Source organism: Kitasatospora sp. NPDC086009 (genome assembly GCF_044540385.1).
Classification (GTDB): Bacteria; Actinomycetota; Actinomycetes; order Streptomycetales; family Streptomycetaceae; genus Kitasatospora.
Window position 1 is genome coordinate 1144765 of record NZ_JBITSA010000001.1, and the last position, 15096, is coordinate 1159860.

The 15096-nt window shown below is 72.4% G+C and carries 12 protein-coding genes; 7 read left to right on the forward strand and 5 right to left on the reverse strand.

What is annotated here, in order from left to right:
• Positions 1–229 precede the first annotated feature (229 nt).
• A complete protein-coding gene (locus tag ACIF6L_RS05070; protein WP_396491928.1) occupies positions 230–2089 on the forward strand; it encodes a BTAD domain-containing putative transcriptional regulator in 1860 nt (619 codons plus the stop codon).
• A gap of 58 nt (positions 2090–2147) precedes the next feature.
• Here ACIF6L_RS05070 and ACIF6L_RS05075 read toward each other — a convergent pair whose 3' ends face one another.
• On the reverse strand, positions 2148–3545 hold the full coding sequence (locus ACIF6L_RS05075; protein ID WP_396491927.1) for an MFS transporter: 1398 nt from the start codon (positions 3543–3545) through the stop codon (positions 2148–2150).
• Positions 3546–3798: 253 nt separating this feature from the next.
• Here ACIF6L_RS05075 and ACIF6L_RS05080 point away from each other — a divergent pair, with 253 nt between their 5' ends.
• From ACIF6L_RS05080 to ACIF6L_RS05095, 4 genes are all read left to right on the forward strand, one after another.
• On the forward strand, positions 3799–4692 hold the full coding sequence (locus tag ACIF6L_RS05080) for a TauD/TfdA family dioxygenase (protein ID WP_396491926.1): 894 nt from the start codon (positions 3799–3801) through the stop codon (positions 4690–4692).
• A 44-nt stretch (positions 4693–4736) separates the two neighbouring features.
• On the forward strand, positions 4737–5723 hold the full coding sequence (locus tag ACIF6L_RS05085) for a TauD/TfdA family dioxygenase (RefSeq protein WP_396491925.1): 987 nt from the start codon (positions 4737–4739) through the stop codon (positions 5721–5723).
• 70 nt (positions 5724–5793) lie between these two features.
• Entirely contained in the window at positions 5794–6108 is a 315-nt protein-coding gene (locus ACIF6L_RS05090) for a hypothetical protein (RefSeq protein ID WP_396491924.1), read from the forward strand.
• Between the two features lie 208 nt (positions 6109–6316).
• Positions 6317–6469: a hypothetical protein gene (locus ACIF6L_RS05095; RefSeq protein WP_329488976.1), complete on the forward strand. Its 153-nt coding sequence runs from the start codon at positions 6317–6319 to the stop codon at positions 6467–6469.
• Positions 6470–6596: 127 nt separating this feature from the next.
• On the opposite strand, the gene ACIF6L_RS05100 is transcribed toward ACIF6L_RS05095, so the two are convergent.
• Complete coding sequence (locus ACIF6L_RS05100) at positions 6597–7553, reverse strand: pirin family protein (protein WP_359840005.1); 957 nt, start codon at positions 7551–7553, stop codon at positions 6597–6599.
• A 162-nt stretch (positions 7554–7715) separates the two neighbouring features.
• Entirely contained in the window at positions 7716–8228 is a 513-nt protein-coding gene (locus ACIF6L_RS05105) for an SseB family protein (protein ID WP_329488978.1), read from the reverse strand.
• Positions 8229–8443: 215 nt separating this feature from the next.
• On the opposite strand from ACIF6L_RS05105, the gene ACIF6L_RS05110 reads away from it, so the two are divergent.
• Together ACIF6L_RS05110 and ACIF6L_RS05115 are read left to right on the forward strand one after the other, a co-directional pair.
• Positions 8444–10273: an acyl-CoA dehydrogenase gene (locus tag ACIF6L_RS05110; protein ID WP_396491201.1), complete on the forward strand. Its 1830-nt coding sequence runs from the start codon at positions 8444–8446 to the stop codon at positions 10271–10273.
• A gap of 311 nt (positions 10274–10584) precedes the next feature.
• A complete protein-coding gene (locus ACIF6L_RS05115) occupies positions 10585–11880 on the forward strand; it encodes a M18 family aminopeptidase (protein WP_352291224.1) in 1296 nt (431 codons plus the stop codon).
• A 91-nt stretch (positions 11881–11971) separates the two neighbouring features.
• On the opposite strand, the gene ACIF6L_RS05120 is transcribed toward ACIF6L_RS05115, so the two are convergent.
• Positions 11972–13786: an NHL domain-containing thioredoxin family protein gene (locus ACIF6L_RS05120; protein ID WP_396491202.1), complete on the reverse strand. Its 1815-nt coding sequence runs from the start codon at positions 13784–13786 to the stop codon at positions 11972–11974.
• An 87-nt stretch (positions 13787–13873) separates the two neighbouring features.
• On the reverse strand, positions 13874–15028 hold the full coding sequence (locus ACIF6L_RS05125; protein WP_396491203.1) for an acyltransferase family protein: 1155 nt from the start codon (positions 15026–15028) through the stop codon (positions 13874–13876).
• Between the last annotated feature and the right edge of the window lie 68 nt (positions 15029–15096).

The window sequence follows — 15096 nt, forward strand, 5'->3', positions numbered from 1 at the left end:
GATGGCCCCGGACCGGCCCCCGGGCCTACCCCGAATCGCCCCGGGCCCGCCCTCCCGGGCATGACCACATCGTGCCAGTGCAGCGTCCTGACGTCGCCGGACCGCTGACTGGGCCCCCCGACCGGCCCAGAATCCAGAGGGGGGCCGCCGGCCGGTGTCGGCGCGCCGGATCGCGGGTCCGCCGCGGACGCGGCCGTCCGCACGCATTCGGCACAGCACAGGGGGAATCATGGAACTGCGCGTCCTAGGCCCAGTCGAGGTCCTCGACGACCAGGGCCTCCACATCGAACTGCCGGGCGTCAAGGCGCAGACGGTGCTCGCCAGCCTGCTGCTGGCGAACGGCCAGACCGTCTCCGACACGCACCTGAGCGACATGCTGTGGGCCTGGGACCCGCCGACCACGATGACCGCGCAGATCTACACCTACGTCTCCCGGCTGCGGAAGCGCCTGGGGCCGCACGTCGAGCTGGTCCGCCGCCCGCGCGGGTACCAACTGGTCATGCACGAGGCCAAGTTGGACCTGACGACGTTCGAGCGGCTGGCCCGTCGCGGTCGTGACGCGCTGACCCGGGGGAACCTGGCGCAGGCCGCCGACGACCTGCGGGCGGCCGTGTCCCGCTACCGCGGCACGGTGCTCGGCAACGTGACCGAGTTCCTGGCGGACGCCGAGCGGCCCCGGCTGGAGGAGCTGCGGCTGGCCGCGCAGGAGGACCTGGTCGAGGTGGAGCTCGCGCTCGGCCGGCACCAGCGCCTGGTGCCGGAGCTGACCGCGCTGGCCACCGAGCACCCGACCCGGGAGCGGCTGAGGGCCCAGCTGATGACCGCGCTGTACCGGTGCGACCGGCAGTCGGACGCCCTCGCGGTCTTCCACGCGGGGCGCCGGATCCTGGCCGAGGAGCTGGGGATCGACCCGGGGGCCACCCTGACCGGCGTCCACCAGGCGGTCCTGGAGGGCACCCTGGGTCTGCCGGCCGCCGGCCCGGCGCCGTCGGGCCCGGTGCGGCTCGGCCTGCCCGCCGCCGGGCGGCCGGCGCCGGCCATGCTGCCGCCGGACGTCGCGGACTTCACCGGCCGCCGGGCGGAGCTGGCCCAGCTGGAGCGGTTGGTGGCGTCGGACGCGGCCGGTGCCGGCCCCCGGCGCGCGCTGATCACCGGGATGGCCGGGGTCGGCAAGTCGGCGCTCGCCGTCCACCGGGCGCACGGCCTGCGGGACCACTTCCCGGACGGTCAGCTCTACGCCGACCTGACCGACCAGGACGGCACCTCGCGCTCCCCGGAGACCGTGCTGACCTCCTTCCTGCACGCCCTCGGCGTCGAGTCCGCCGATCCCGACCGGGGGCTGCTGGAGCTGATCCGGCTGTACCGCACGCACTGCGCCGGGGCGCGCCTGCTGGTGGTGCTGGACAACGCGGTGAGCAACGCGCAGATCGCCCCGCTGCTGCCGAACGGGCCCGAGTCGGCGGTGATCGTCACCAGCCGCCGGCACCTGCTGGCCGCCTCGGGGCGGGACACCCTGGCGCTGCCGGTCTTCGACGACGGGGAGTCGATGGCGCTGCTGGCCGCGCTGGTCGGGCCGGAGCGGGTCGCCGCGGACCCGCTGTCGGCCCGGGCGATCGTGGACAGCTGCGCGGGCCTGCCGCTGGCCGTCCGGATCGCCGGGGTGCGGCTGGCGGCCCGGCCGCACTGGCCGCTGTCCCGGCTGGCCGGGCGGCTGGCCGACCAGAGCACCCGGCTGGACGAGCTGAGCTTCGGCGAGCTGCGGGTGCGCGAGACGATCCGGCGCTCGCTGCGCGAGGTCAGCCTGCGCGGCCGGCAGGTGCTGAGCAGGCTCGCGCCCTTCGGGACGGGCGTCTTCCCCGCCGAGGCGGCCGCCTGGGAGCTGGGGCTGCCGCAGGCGACGGCGGAGCAGGTGCTGGAGGAGCTGGTGGACATCCGGCTGCTGGAGACGGCCGGCGCGGGCGGTTCCGAGCGGGGCGGGTACCGGCTGCACGAGCTGGTGGTGCTGCTGGTGTCGGCGCCGGGCGCGGGCGGCGTGCCGAGCCAGCGCGGGGCGCCGCGGTCCCGGACCCCGCAACTGCTGGCCGGCTGACGGCGGCGGCGCCGCGGGAGCCTCCCGGCGGGCTCGGCCGGGAGGCTCCCGCGCGCTGCTACGCCGGGGCCTCCCGCCCGGCCGCCCGGACGGCCGGGCTGAGCGTCACGGCGGCGGTCAGCAGCAGCAGGACGGCGGCCATGACGATCGCGGTCCAGGTGGTCCCGGCGCGGGCGAGCAGGTAGCCGGCGGCCAGTGAGCCCAGCGCGTTGGCGCCGGAGGTCAGGAAGGCCGAGGTGGCCGTCACCCGGCCCTGCAGCTCGTTCGGGGTGTTCCGGGCCATGTAGACGCCGCCGCAGACGTTGAACAGCCCGGCGACGAACATGATCCCGGCGGCCACCAGGCCGATCGCCACCGGCTGGTGCAGCAGCGCGACCAGCGGCATCAGCACCAGCCAGACCAGGTGGCCCAGCACCGCGGTGGCGTACAGGCCGACCCGCTTCGCCCACCAGCCGGCCGCCAGCGCGCCGAGCAGGCCGCCGACCCCGGCCACCCCGGAGACCAGGCCCAGCACCGCGGGGCTGCCGCCGTGCTCCTTGATCACCACCATGACGGTGAGGCTCAGCATCTGGAAGAGCAGGTTGCTGCCGGCGAACACCGCGGTCATGATCCGCAGGAACTTCTGGCGCCAGAGCCAGACCACGCCGTCCTTGATCTCGTGGTGCAGCCGCTGCGGCGGACCGGTCGGGGCCGCCCGCAGGTCGCGGCGGATGAAGGTGAGGCAGATCAGCGCGACCAGGTCGGCCACGGCGGTGACGGCGAACGGCAGCCAGCGCAGCACGGTGAAGAGCAGCCCGCTGAGCGGCTGGCCGAGCAGGCCGATGGCCGCACCGCGGGCCTGGTTCTGGGCGAGGGCGGCCGGCAGCTGCTCGACGGGGACGACGTTGCGGACGGTCACCTGCTCGGCGGTCGAGTAGAAGATCCCGAGCGCGCTCTCCACGAAGGCGGCGGCCATGATGAACGGCACCCAGACCCAGTGGTGGTAGGCGGCCAGCGCGACGGCGGCGAAGGCGAGCATCCGGACGGCGTCGCAGACCAGCATCACCTTGCGCCGGTCCCAGCGGTCGACCAGCGCCCCGGCGGGCAGTTGGACCAGCAGGTTGGGCAGCGCCGCGGCGAACGCGACGTAGCCGCAGGCGGTGGCGGAGCCGGTCTGCCAGAGCACCAGCATCGGGTAGGCGACCATCGAGACGGTGGAGCCGAACTTCGACAGGCCGGCGCCGACCCAGAGCCGCAGGAAGTCCATGTTCCGGCGCAGCGGCACGGCGGGTGACGGCGCGTCGGCCCCGGCGGCGGCGGTGTCGGCGCCGCCTGCGGCCCCCGGCTTGTGGGCTCCCGGTTCGGCGGCCTCCGGTTCGTCGGCCGGTGTTCCGTCGACCGGCGTTCCTTCGGTGCCGGCCGTCGGCCCGGTTCGGTCGGGCCGCCCGCGCGCGTCGGTCGCTGTCGGTATGGTCATGAGGGGCCCTCTCGCTGCCATCGGACCGTTTCCGGCATTGGCTCGCCAGCCTTGGGCCGCCTGCTATCGATTCCCTATACCCCGGCCCGGGCGCGGTCCGGGCGGTGCGAATATCGCTGGAATATAGGACCTTTCGGGACCGTCCTCCTGCCACGGATTTCCGCGTGGCCGTCTGTCGACCTGGAAGGGGGTCGCGGCATTGGGCGCACGTCCCGCCTGGAAGCCGTTGGAGATCAGCCCGGAATCACTGTCCGTGTCCGAAGACTCGGGCCTCGACGGGCTGCTCGAATGGCTCGATTCCAGCCCTGATCTGGAGTCATTGCTGGACCGGGAGAAGGCCCTGGTGTTCCGGGGCTTCGGCGCCACCGAGGAGCGGCTCGCACCGGTCATGGACCGGCTGCTGCCGAACCGCCTCGCCTACGTGCACGGGAACTCGCCGCGCACCAAGGTCGGTGACAACGTCTACACCTCCACCGAGTACCCGGCCGAGTTCACCATCTCGATGCACAACGAGCTCTCGTACGCGCACCAGTGGCCCGCGCGGCTGCTGTTCTGCTGCGTCACGGCCGCCGCGACCGGTGGGGCCACCCCGGTGGTCGACGCGGCGCTCTGGCTGGAGCTGCTCGACGACGAGGTGCGCGAGCGCTTCGCCGACGGTGTCCGGTACACCCAGAACCTGCACGGCGGCCTCGGCCTCGGCAAGAGCTGGCAGGAGACCTTCGAGACCGGTGACCGGGACGAGGTGGACGCGTTCCTGGCCGCCTCGCACGCCGTGAGCCAGTGGCGGCGGGACGGCAGTCTGCGGATCGTCCAGAACCGCCCGGCGACCGTCCGCCACCCGAGGACCGGCGCCGAGGTCTGGTTCAACCAGTCCGACCAGTGGCACCCGGCCGCGCTCGGGGACGAGACCGCGGCCGCCCTGGCCAAGGTCATGCCGCAGGAGGACCTGCCGCAGTCGGTGGCCTTCGCCGACGGGTCGCCGATCCCGGCCGAGCACGTCCTGCAGGTCCGCGACCGCGGTCTGGCGGCGGCCGTGGACGTGGACTGGCGCCAAGGCGACGTCCTGCTGATCGACAACCTGCTGGTCGGCCACGGCCGCCGCCCGTTCACGGGGGCACGCCGGGTCCTCGTGGCGATGTCCGACTGACTTCCGGTTGAGAACCGGCGAAGAAGCCTGAAAGGGGTCATCCGATGACCACGGTGTTGTCGTCGTCAATCCACACCACCAGTGCCGTCACCCTGACCGACGCCGAGCGCGACGAGGTGTACGCCCTGGCCGTGCAGCTCGTCGGGGTCGAGCGCGGCATGGTCGACGAGATCGCGTGGATGGGAGCCGCCCGCAAGCTCTCCGCGCGGCTGCCGCTGCGCGTCCGGGAGGCGGTCCGCCGCTACCGCCACGACCCGGGCCCGGACGGCCTGCTGATCCTGCGCAACCTGCCGAACGACGTGGACGCGCTGCCGGTGACCCCGACGGTCCCGGAGTCGGTCGAGCGCGTGGCCACCGTTCCGGCCGCGATCTCGGCCCTGGTCAGCCTGGCCCTGGGCGAGGTCGTCGCGTACCGCGAGGAGAAGTCCGGCGCCCTGGTGCAGAACGTCGTCCCGGTGCCGGGGCGCGAGGAGTCGCAGAGCAACGCCGGCTCCGGCACGCTGCTGGAACTGCACGTGGAGAACGCCTTCCACCCGCACCGTCCGGACTACGTCGGGCTGTTCTGCCTGCGCAACGACCACAGCGGCACCGCCGGCACCCTGGTGTCGTCGATCCGCCGGGCGCTGCTGATCATCCCGGACAACGTGATCGAGGTCCTGATGCAGCCGCGCTTCGTCACGCAGCCGCCGCCGTCCTTCCACACCGGCGCCGGGACCGAGTACCACCCGGTGCTGGAGGGCGCGGCGGACGACCCGAACATCCGGGTCGACTTCAGCGCCACCACCGGTCTGGACGAGACCGCCACGGCGGCCCTGGAGATCCTGCGCGGCGCCCTGCTCGACGTCTCGGCGATGCTGGTGCTCCAGCCCGGCGAGCTGGCCTTCGTGGACAACCGCCTGTCGGTGCACGGGCGGACCTCCTTCGAGGCCCGCTACGACGGCCACGACCGCTGGCTGCACCGGACCTTCGTGCACCTCGACCACCGCCGCAGCCGCGGCCACCGGGCCGACAACGGCCTGGTCCTGTACTGACCGCCGCGGTGGGAGGCGGTCGCCGGTCCCCCGACAGCGGCCGCTTCCCGCCATCCCTCCCTGGGTAGCCATGCACATCGTCCTGGCCGATCTGGCCATTCCGGCCGACGGGCCCTCCGCGGAGGAGGTCCGCGGCGGCCTGCTGCGCTGCGCCGAGCCCGGGCACGGGCTGCGGCACGTCTACGCCGAGCCCCGGGACGGGGCGGTCCGCGCCGTGCTCTTCCTCTCCCGGGCCCTGGTCCGGGAGGCCGAGGAGGCCGCCCGGGAGCTCTGCCTGGCCTACTGCTCGGGCCTGCGGGGCGGGCACCTGGTCCGGGTCGGGGCGACGCTCGTCCCGCAGTTCGGGGAGGTCCTGCTGTCCGGCGAGCCGGACGCGGAAGGGTGACGACGGCAGCAACGTGACATGGCAACACCCTGGCCTACCGATTCCATGGTCAGGCCATCTCGACCGTGTGAGAGTAGAGGTGTCGGCAGGGGGAGCTCCTCGGAAACCAAGGAGAAGCCGCCGAAAGTGCCGAGCCGGATCAGGCTCGCCACGAATTCACACGTCAGTGCCCGCGCCATCTCGCGGGCAGGTAATTGGGGGAATTCCAATGAACGCCATGGCCATCGTCCGCCGTATCGCTCCGGCCGCGGTCGTGCTGTCCGTCACCCTGCTGGTCGCGCCGGCCGTCTCGCTGATCGACGCGGCGACCGGTGCCCGGGGCGGGGCCGTCACGGTCGCCATGAACAACGGCTGGGACTGACGGTCCGTCCGAATCCGACGATGGCTCACATCGCCGTACCGGCGGCGGTGGGAGACAGCGCGGCGGCCCGCCGAACCCCGTACGGGATTCGGCGGGCCGCCGCGGTCGTACGCCGGTCCCGCGGTGTTCAGTTGGCGCCGGCGGGGATGGTGCCGAGGCGGCCGGCCTGGAAGTCCTCCATGGCCTGCTGGAGCTCGCGGTGGCTGTTCATCACGAACGGGCCGTAGTGGGCGACCGGCTCCCGGATCGGCAGCCCGCCGAGCAGGACGACCTCGAAGCCCTCGCTCCGGGAGTCCTGGGCGTCGTCGGCCCGGATGGTGAGGGAGTCGCCCTCGCCGAAGACGACGGCCTGGCCCAGGTGGAACGGGCGCCGCTCGGTGCCCGCCGAACCGCTGCCGGCGAGGCCGTAGGCCAGGCCGTTGAAGTCGGCCCGCCAGGGCAGGGTGACCTGGGCGCCGGGGTTCACGGTCAGGTGGATCATCGTGATGGGCGTGTGGGTGGCGCCGGGGCCCTGGTGGCCCGCGATGTCACCGGCGATGAGGCGGACCAGCGCGCCGCCGTCCTCCGAGGCGAGCAGCTTCACGCTGCCGCCGCGGATGTCCTGGTACTTCGGCGCGATCATCTTGTCCGCGGCGGGCAGGTTCACCCAGAGCTGCAGCCCGTGGAAGAGTCCGCCGGACATCACCAGCGACTCCGGCGGAGTCTCGATGTGCAGCAGGCCGGAGCCGGCCGTCATCCACTGGGTGTCGCCGTCGGTGATGACGCCGCCGCCGCCGTGCGAGTCCTGGTGGATGAAGGTCCCGTCGATGATGTACGTGACCGTCTCGAAGCCGCGGTGCGGGTGCCAGGGGGTCCCCTTCGGCTCGCCGGCCGCGTAGTCCACCTCGCCCATCTGGTCCATCATGATGAACGGGTCCAGGTACTTCTGGTTGATCTTCGCGAAGGCGCGGCGGACCGGGAAGCCCTCGCCCTCGAAGCCGCTGGGGGCGGTCGACACGGCCAGCACGGGACGCGGCCGGGAGTCGGCGGCGGGCGCCGCGATACGCGGCAGAACGAGCGGGTTTTCGACGGTCACGGCTGGCATGTCGGCCTCCTTCGGGGGTTCCTCTTGCCTACGTCCACGAGATTAGTTCAACTCTCAACAAGAAGCAAGTTGAACATTGAACTATGTCCCGACGGGAGGGCCGGGGCCCGTTGCGCGGGGGCCCGCCGGCCGCGGCGGTGGCGCCGGCGGCCGGGCGGGCCGTCAGCCGTACATGCGGCGCATGGTGAAGTCGACCATCTGCTCGACCGCCTTGGCGTCGAACACCATCCGGTGCTCGCCCTCCATGTCCAGCGCGAAGCCGTAGCCGGTCGGCAGCAGGTCGAGCACCTCGGCACCGGTGACGGTGAAGTGCTTCGAGTCCTTGCCGGCGTAGCGGCGCAGCTCCTTCAGCGAGCTGAACATCGGGATCACCGGGGTCGGCGTGTTGTGCAGCGCCAGGAATCCGGGGCGTTCGCCGCGCGGGCAGTGCACCTTGGAGGTGATGAAGATGGCCTGGAAGTCCTCCACCGCCATCGAGCCGGTGGTGAAGGCCCGGACCGCGTCCGCCAGCGACGGCGGGGACGGCTCGGGGTAGAGGGACTGCTGCTGCGCCGCCTGCGGCTGCTCGCCGTACGGGCCGGGGCCGGCGCCGGGCATGCCGTTCATGCCCGGCTGCGGTCCCGCCTGCTGCTGGTAGGGATCACCCGGGTATGCGTTCTGGTCATAGCCGTACACACGGACAGGCTAGCGGGAGCGCACCCGCCCGTGCGGGCGTCGATCCTGACAAGGAGTGGCCGTCCCGCCTTGTGGGACGTGACCACGTTCATAGCGGATTCACGGTCAGGGGCTTGAAACATGTTACCGCTGGGTAGCATCATGATGCCTACTGGTGGGTACGGGGCGCCCGAACGCGGCGGTCTCCCGGAAGCGACGAACCGGAGAAAACGGCGATGGGTCACTACAAGTCCAACCTGCGGGACGTGGAGTTCAACCTCTTCGAGGTGTTCGGCCGCGAGCAGGTCTACGGCACCGGACCGTTCGCGGACATGGACGTCGAGACCGCGAAGAACATCCTGAGCGAGATCACGCGCCTTGCCGAGAACGACCTCGCCGCCTCCTACACCGACACCGACCGCAACCCGCCGGTCTTCGACCCGGAGACGAACACCGCGCCGATCCCGGACACGTTCAAGAAGAGCTACCAGGCCTTCATGGACGCCGAGTGGTGGCGCCTGGGCATCCCGGAGTCCATCGGCGGCCAGGTCACCCCGTCCTCGCTGATCTGGGGCTTCGCCGAGCAGATCCTCGGCTCGAACCCGGCCATCTGGATGTACTCCTCCGGCCCGGCCTTCGCCGGCGTCATCGCCGACGAGGGCACCGAGGAGCAGCTGGAGGTCGCCAAGCGGATGACCGACCGCCTCTGGGGCTCCACCATGGTGCTGACCGAGCCGGACGCCGGTTCGGACGTCGGCGCCGGCCGCACCAAGGCGGTCAAGCAGGAGGACGGCTCCTGGCACATCGAGGGTGTGAAGCGCTTCATCACCTCGGGCGAGCACGACATGTCCGAGAACATCATCCACATGGTGCTGGCCCGCCCCGAGGGCGGCAAGCCGGGCACCAAGGGCCTCGGCCTCTTCATCGTGCCGAAGTACGACTTCGACTGGGAGACCGGCGAGCTCGGCGAGCGCAACGGCGTCTACGCGACCAACGTCGAGCACAAGATGGGCCTCAAGGCCTCGAACACCTGCGAGATGACCTTCGGCGCCAAGCACCCGGCCAAGGGCTGGCTGCTGGGCGAGAAGGTCGACGGCATCCGCCAGATGTTCAAGATCATCGAGTTCGCCCGGATGATGGTCGGCACGAAGGCCATCGCCACCCTCTCCACCGGCTACCTGAACGCGCTGGAGTACGCCAAGGAGCGCGTGCAGGGCGCCGACATCTCGCAGTTCCTGGACAAGACCGCCCCGCGCGTCACCATCACGCACCACCCGGACGTTCGCCGCTCGCTGATGACCCAGAAGGCGTACGCCGAGGGCATGCGCGCGCTGGTCCTGCTCACCGCCTCCACCCAGGACGACGTGCTCGCCGCCCGCCTGCGCGGCGAGAGCGACGAGGCCGCCGAGCGCCTGAACGACCTGCTGCTGCCGATCGTCAAGGGCTACGGCTCGGAGAAGTCCTACGAGCAGCTCGCCCAGTCCCTGCAGACCTTCGGTGGCTCCGGCTACCTGCAGGAGTACCCGATCGAGCAGTACATCCGGGACGCCAAGATCGACACCCTCTACGAGGGCACCACCGCGATCCAGGGCCAGGACTTCTTCTTCCGCAAGATCGTCAAGGACGGCGGCCAGGCGCTCACCGCGCTGTCCGAGCAGATCCAGAAGTTCCTCGGCTCGGCCGCGGGCGGCGACGCCCTGGCCGCCGAGCGCGAGCTGCTCGCCAAGGCCGCCGGCGACCTGGAGGCGATCGTCGGCAAGCTGCTGGCGGACCTCTCCTCGGTCGAGCAGGACGTCAAGAACATGTACAAGGTGGGCCTCAACACCACCCGCCTGCTGATGGTCTCCGGCGACGTCGTGGTCGGCTGGCTGCTGCTGCGCCAGGCCGCGGTGGCCCTGGCCAAGCTGGAGGCCGGCGCCTCGGAGAAGGACATCGCCTTCTACCAGGGCAAGGTCGCGGCGGCCCGCTTCTTCGCCAAGAACATCCTGCCGACCGTCGGCTCGCAGCGTCTGATCGCCGAGGGCATCGACAACGAGATCATGGACCTGGCGGAGGAGGCGTTCTGACGCCCGCACCCCCGATGACCGCCTGACCCCACCCTCACACCGAAGGGCCCGGTTCCTCGACCGGGCCCTTCGGTGTGCCCGGCCCGGCCGCCCCGGCGGGCCGCCGCCCCCGGTCACGGGCCCGGGATGACGGTCCGCTACCGGGCGCGGTCGCAGGGTGCGCGGGGCCCGGCGCGGCGTCAGTTCACGTTTCTGTCCGCGTTCTGCATCCGTTGGGGGGATCCGAGTGTCCTGTCCGTGTACGGGCATATGCTCAAGGTGCGAAGCCGACCCCCCATCCGGCTTCAGCCCTCCCTCGACTCAGGAGCAGCATGTCGACCGCCGCCCGTCAGGCTTTCTTCGACCGGACGCACACCGATGATCTGATTGCCTTCCTCGGTACCTCACCGTCGCCCTACCACGCGGTCGCCAGCGCCGCCGAGCGGCTGGAGAAGGCGGGATTCCGGCAGGTGGCCGAGACGGACGCCTGGGACGCGACGGCCGGGGGCCGCTACGTGATCCGGGGCGGCGCGCTGATCGCCTGGTACGTGCCGCAGGGCGCCGGTCCGCAGACGCCGTTCCGCGTCGTGGGCACCCACACCGACTCCCCGAACCTGCGGGTGAAGCCGGTGCCGGACACCGGGTCGGCGGGCTGGCGACAGGTCGCGGTGGAGATCTACGGCGGCGTGCCGCTGAACACCTGGCTCGACCGGGACCTCGGCCTCTCCGGGCGCCTCGCGCTGCGGGACGGCAGCTCGCGGCTGGTGCAGCTGGACGAGCCGCTGCTGCGCGTGCCGCAGCTGGCGATCCACCTGGACCGCCAGGTCAACGAGGGGATGAAGCTCGACAAGCAGCGCCACCTGACCCCGATCTGGGGCCTCGGCCCGGTCGACGAGGGTTCGCTGATCGACTACGTCGCCCAGCGCGCCGGGGTGGACGCCGCCGAGGTGGCCGGCTGGGACCTCATGACGCACGACGTGCAGCCCGCCAGCTACCTGGGCCGGGACCGCGAGCTGCTGGCCGGACCGCGCCTGGACAACCTGCTCTCGGTGCACGCGGCCACCGCCGCGCTGGCCGCCGTGGCCGGCGACGACCTGCCGTACATCCCGGTGCTGGCCGCCTTCGACCACGAGGAGACCGGCAGCGAGTCGGACACCGGCGCGCAGAGCCCGCTGCTCGGCAACGTGCTGGAGCGCAGCGTCTACGCGCGCGGCGGCAGCCCGGAGGACCGCGCGCGGGCGCTGGCCGGCACCGTCTGCCTCTCCTCCGACATGGGCCACGCCGTCCACCCGAACTACAGCGAGCGGCACGAGCCGGGGCACCACCCGATGCCCAACGGCGGACCGATCCTGAAGGTCAACGTCAACAACCGGTACGCGACCGACGGTATCGGCCGGGCGGTCTTCGCGGCGGCCTGCGAGAAGGCCGGCGTGCCGTGGCAGACCTTCGTCTCCAACAACGCCATGCCCTGCGGTACGACGATCGGCCCGATCACCGCGGCGCGGCTCGGGATCAGCACGGTGGACTGCGGCATCGCGGCCCTGTCCATGCACTCGGCGCGCGAGCTGTGCGGGGCGGACGACCCGTTCCTGCTGGCGTCCGCGATCAAGGCCTTCCTGGAGGGCTGAGCACGCCCCGGGGGTCCACGGACCCCGACGCCGAAGGGCCCGGCCGGGTGGCCGGGCCCTTCGGCGTTCCCGGGCGTCGCCCGGAACGCGGCTACTCCATCCCGGCGAGCACCAGGGGCAGCCGGCGCGTGCCGTCCGCCGTCAGCTTCACCGGCACGCCCCAGTCCTGCTGGTGGACGTGGCAGGACGGGAACTCGATCTCCGGGTCGTCGTCGCAGGAGGCGGCCATCGCCGAGACGTGCAGCACGCCCTCGGCCACCTGGTCGGAGAGCACCAGCTCGCGGGAGAGCGCGGAGTCCGCGCCCGCGCCGGAGACCAGCAGCTCGGGCGGCGTGGAGCTGACCAGCAGCCGGGTGGACGGGCCGTAGCGCTCGTCCAGCTTCTGGCCGGTGGGCGCCGAGAAGACCACGTCCAGCTGGAACGCGCCGGCGGCGACCTCGGTGGCGGCCCGCTGGGTGCGGTGCGCCACCGACTCGACCCGGACGGCCTCCTCGGGCAGCCGCAGCCGGGTGAGCCGGTGCCGGGCGGACTCGATCACCACGATGTCGTCGTCGACCAGCACCGCGCCGGAGGGCTCGCGCAAGTCGGTGGCGAGCGTGGTCACCTCGCCGCCGGCCGGGTCGAAGCGGCGCAGCGCGTGGTTGTAGGTGTCGCTGACGGCCACCGAGCCGTCGGGCAGCACGGTGACGCCCAGCGGGTGCTGGAGCAGCGCCTGCCCCGCCTCGCCGTCGCGGTGCCCGAAGTCGAAGAGGCCGGTGCCGACGGCGGTCTCGACCGCCTTCGTTTCACGTGAAACCGAACGCAGCGCCGAGGTCTCCGAGTCGGCCACCCAGAGCCGCTCGCCGTCCGCCGAGACCGCCAGGCCGGACGGCTGGGCGAACCAGGCCTCGGCGGCGGGGCCGTCGACCAGGCCCTCGTTGGTGGTGCCGGCCGCGACCCGGACGGTGCCGGCCGCCGGGTCGTACGCCCAGAGCTGGTGGACACCGGCCATGGCGATCCAGACCTCGCCGTCGAACCAGGCGACGTCCCACGGCGAGGAGAGGTCGACCTCGCGGGCCGGGCCCTCGGTGGCCGAGCCCTGCCACCACTGCCGGCCGGTGCCGGCCAGGGTGTCGACGCTGCCGTCGGCCAGCCGGACGCCGCGCAGCGCGTGGTTCACGGTGTCGGCCACGATCACGTCGTAGGCCGAGCCCTCGGGGAGCAGGGCGAGACCCTGCGGCTCGCTGAACCGGGGGGAGGTGCCGTCGACCAGGCCGCGCACGCCGTCCCCGATCCGGCGGACGACGCTCTCGCCGTCCTCGGCCAGCTCGACCAGCGAGTGGTGCCCGGAGTCGGCGACCAGGAAGTGCCCGTTCGGCAGCCGGACGGCCTTGCCGGGGAACTTGAGGTCCCCCGCGGTGGGCTCCGGCGCCACGTACGGACCGTCGCCGCGGCGCAGCGTGCCCTTGGCGGCGTGCTCCTCCTCCAGCTCCTCCACCAGCCGGGCGATGGCGTGCGCGTGGCCCTCACCGGCGTGCTGGGCGACCACGTACCCCTCGGGGTCGATCACCACCAGCGTCGGCCAGGCGCGCACCGCGTACTGCTTCCAGGTGGCGAGCGCCGGGTCGTCCAGCACCGGGTGGTGCACCTCGTACCGGGCGACGGCGTCGACCACGGCCTGGTGGTCGGCCTCGTGCACGAACTTGGGCGAGTGCACGCCGACGATCACCACGGTGTCGCGGTGCTTCTCCTCCAGCTCACGGAGCTCGTCCAGGACGTGCAGACAGTTGATGCAGCAGAAGGTCCAGAAGTCCAGGACGGTGATCTTGCCCCGGAAGTCGGCGAGGGTGAGGTCCTTGCCGCCGGTGTTCAGCCAACCGCCTGCCCCGACCAGCTCGGGGGCGCGTACACGTGCACGAGATGCCATACCCCCATCAAACCGCACGTGGGGTGCTCCTCATTCCTGTGGTCGGCGGGGGATTGCGCCCGGGGGCCGGGGGCTTCCGGCGGGTGGTCACTCCGGGCGGGGGCTGCCGGCGAGGGCGGGGGTGGCCGGGGGGTCGGCGGTGGCGTCGGGGGCGACGGCCGGGGCGGGCACGGTGGGGCGGGCCCGTCGGGAGACGGTGTCGCACCAGGTGATCAGACGGCGGCCGGCCTCGATCATCGGTGTCTCCAGGCGGCGGTGCAGCAGGTCGGCGGCGGCCAGCGCGACCAGGCAGACGGCGGCGGCGAACGTGGGGGTGCCGCCGGGCAGCCACGGGGCCAGGGCGGCGGTGAGGCTGACGGCCGAGGCCTGGAGCAGGTAGAGGCCGTAGGAGCGCTCGCCGACGAAGACCAGCGGGCGCAGCGAGAGCAGCAGGCGGCCCGGGCCGGGGCCGAGCAGGGTGGGCAGCAGGAGGGCGACGCCGAGGCCGAAGAGGAAGATGGTGGGCTGCTCGCTGCCGAAGTGGTCGGTCAGGTCCGGCAGGTGGGCGTGCAGGACGAGGAAGCCGGCCCCGGCCACCGCGCCGACCACCGGGTGGGTCAGCGGGCTGAGCAGGGCGAAGCCGCGGCGGCTGTGCAGCAGGACGGCGAGCAGCGCGCCGATCAGCAGCACCGAGTAGTGCAGGCCCATGCCCTTCCAGGTCTCGTTGTACGGCACCAGGACGAGGGCGATCGCGGCCACGGCGAGCGGGATGCGGAGCCGGTCGGAGATCAGGCCGACCAGGATCAGCGCGAGCGGCCAGACCAGGTAGAACTTCTGCTCGATGCCGATGGTCCAGGTGTGCAGGTACGGGGTGTCGCCGGCGAGGTGGTACTCGTTCATGAAGCCGAGGTAGTTCGGCAGGTGGTCCATCAGCACCGCCCAGCCGTGGCCGGAGCGGTAGACGGCGACCATGGTGATCAGCAGCCCCAGGTAGTACAGCGGCACGATCCGGAACACCCGCCGGATGTAGAAGTTCCGCAGCGATATGCGCCCGGTCCGGTCCCGTTCCCGGAGCATCAGGGTGGTGATGAGGAAGCCGGAGAGTACGAAGAAGGCGTGCACCCCGATCCAGCCGGAGAGGAACCGGGACTGCGGACCGCCGTAGTGGAAGAAGACGACGATCACGGCGGCGACGGCGCGCAGCCCGTCCAGCGCGTCGAACCGCCGCATCGCGAGGAATTCGGCATGGGTCAGTCGGCGCATGGGGAGTCTCCGGGCGGGCGTCGTCGCCGGGGCACCCGTGCGGGCACCCCGGTCAGGGCAGCGACATC

Excerpts from the sequence above, each read along its gene's own strand:
- ACIF6L_RS05095 (WP_329488976.1), top strand. The coding sequence starts at position 6,317 with ATGAACGCCATGGCCATCGTCCGCCGTATCGCTCCGGCCGCGGTCGTG.
- ACIF6L_RS05110 (WP_396491201.1), top strand. The coding sequence starts at position 8,444 with ATGGGTCACTACAAGTCCAACCTGCGGGACGTGGAGTTCAACCTCTTC.
- ACIF6L_RS05085 (WP_396491925.1), top strand. The coding sequence starts at position 4,737 with ATGACCACGGTGTTGTCGTCGTCAATCCACACCACCAGTGCCGTCACC.
- ACIF6L_RS05125 (WP_396491203.1), bottom strand. The coding sequence starts at position 15,028 with ATGCGCCGACTGACCCATGCCGAATTCCTCGCGATGCGGCGGTTCGAC.
- ACIF6L_RS05070 (WP_396491928.1), top strand. The coding sequence starts at position 230 with ATGGAACTGCGCGTCCTAGGCCCAGTCGAGGTCCTCGACGACCAGGGC.
- ACIF6L_RS05100 (WP_359840005.1), bottom strand. The coding sequence starts at position 7,553 with ATGCCAGCCGTGACCGTCGAAAACCCGCTCGTTCTGCCGCGTATCGCG.
- ACIF6L_RS05120 (WP_396491202.1), bottom strand. The coding sequence starts at position 13,786 with ATGGCATCTCGTGCACGTGTACGCGCCCCCGAGCTGGTCGGGGCAGGC.
- ACIF6L_RS05075 (WP_396491927.1), bottom strand. The coding sequence starts at position 3,545 with ATGACCATACCGACAGCGACCGACGCGCGCGGGCGGCCCGACCGAACC.
- ACIF6L_RS05090 (WP_396491924.1), top strand. The coding sequence starts at position 5,794 with ATGCACATCGTCCTGGCCGATCTGGCCATTCCGGCCGACGGGCCCTCC.
- ACIF6L_RS05115 (WP_352291224.1), top strand. The coding sequence starts at position 10,585 with ATGTCGACCGCCGCCCGTCAGGCTTTCTTCGACCGGACGCACACCGAT.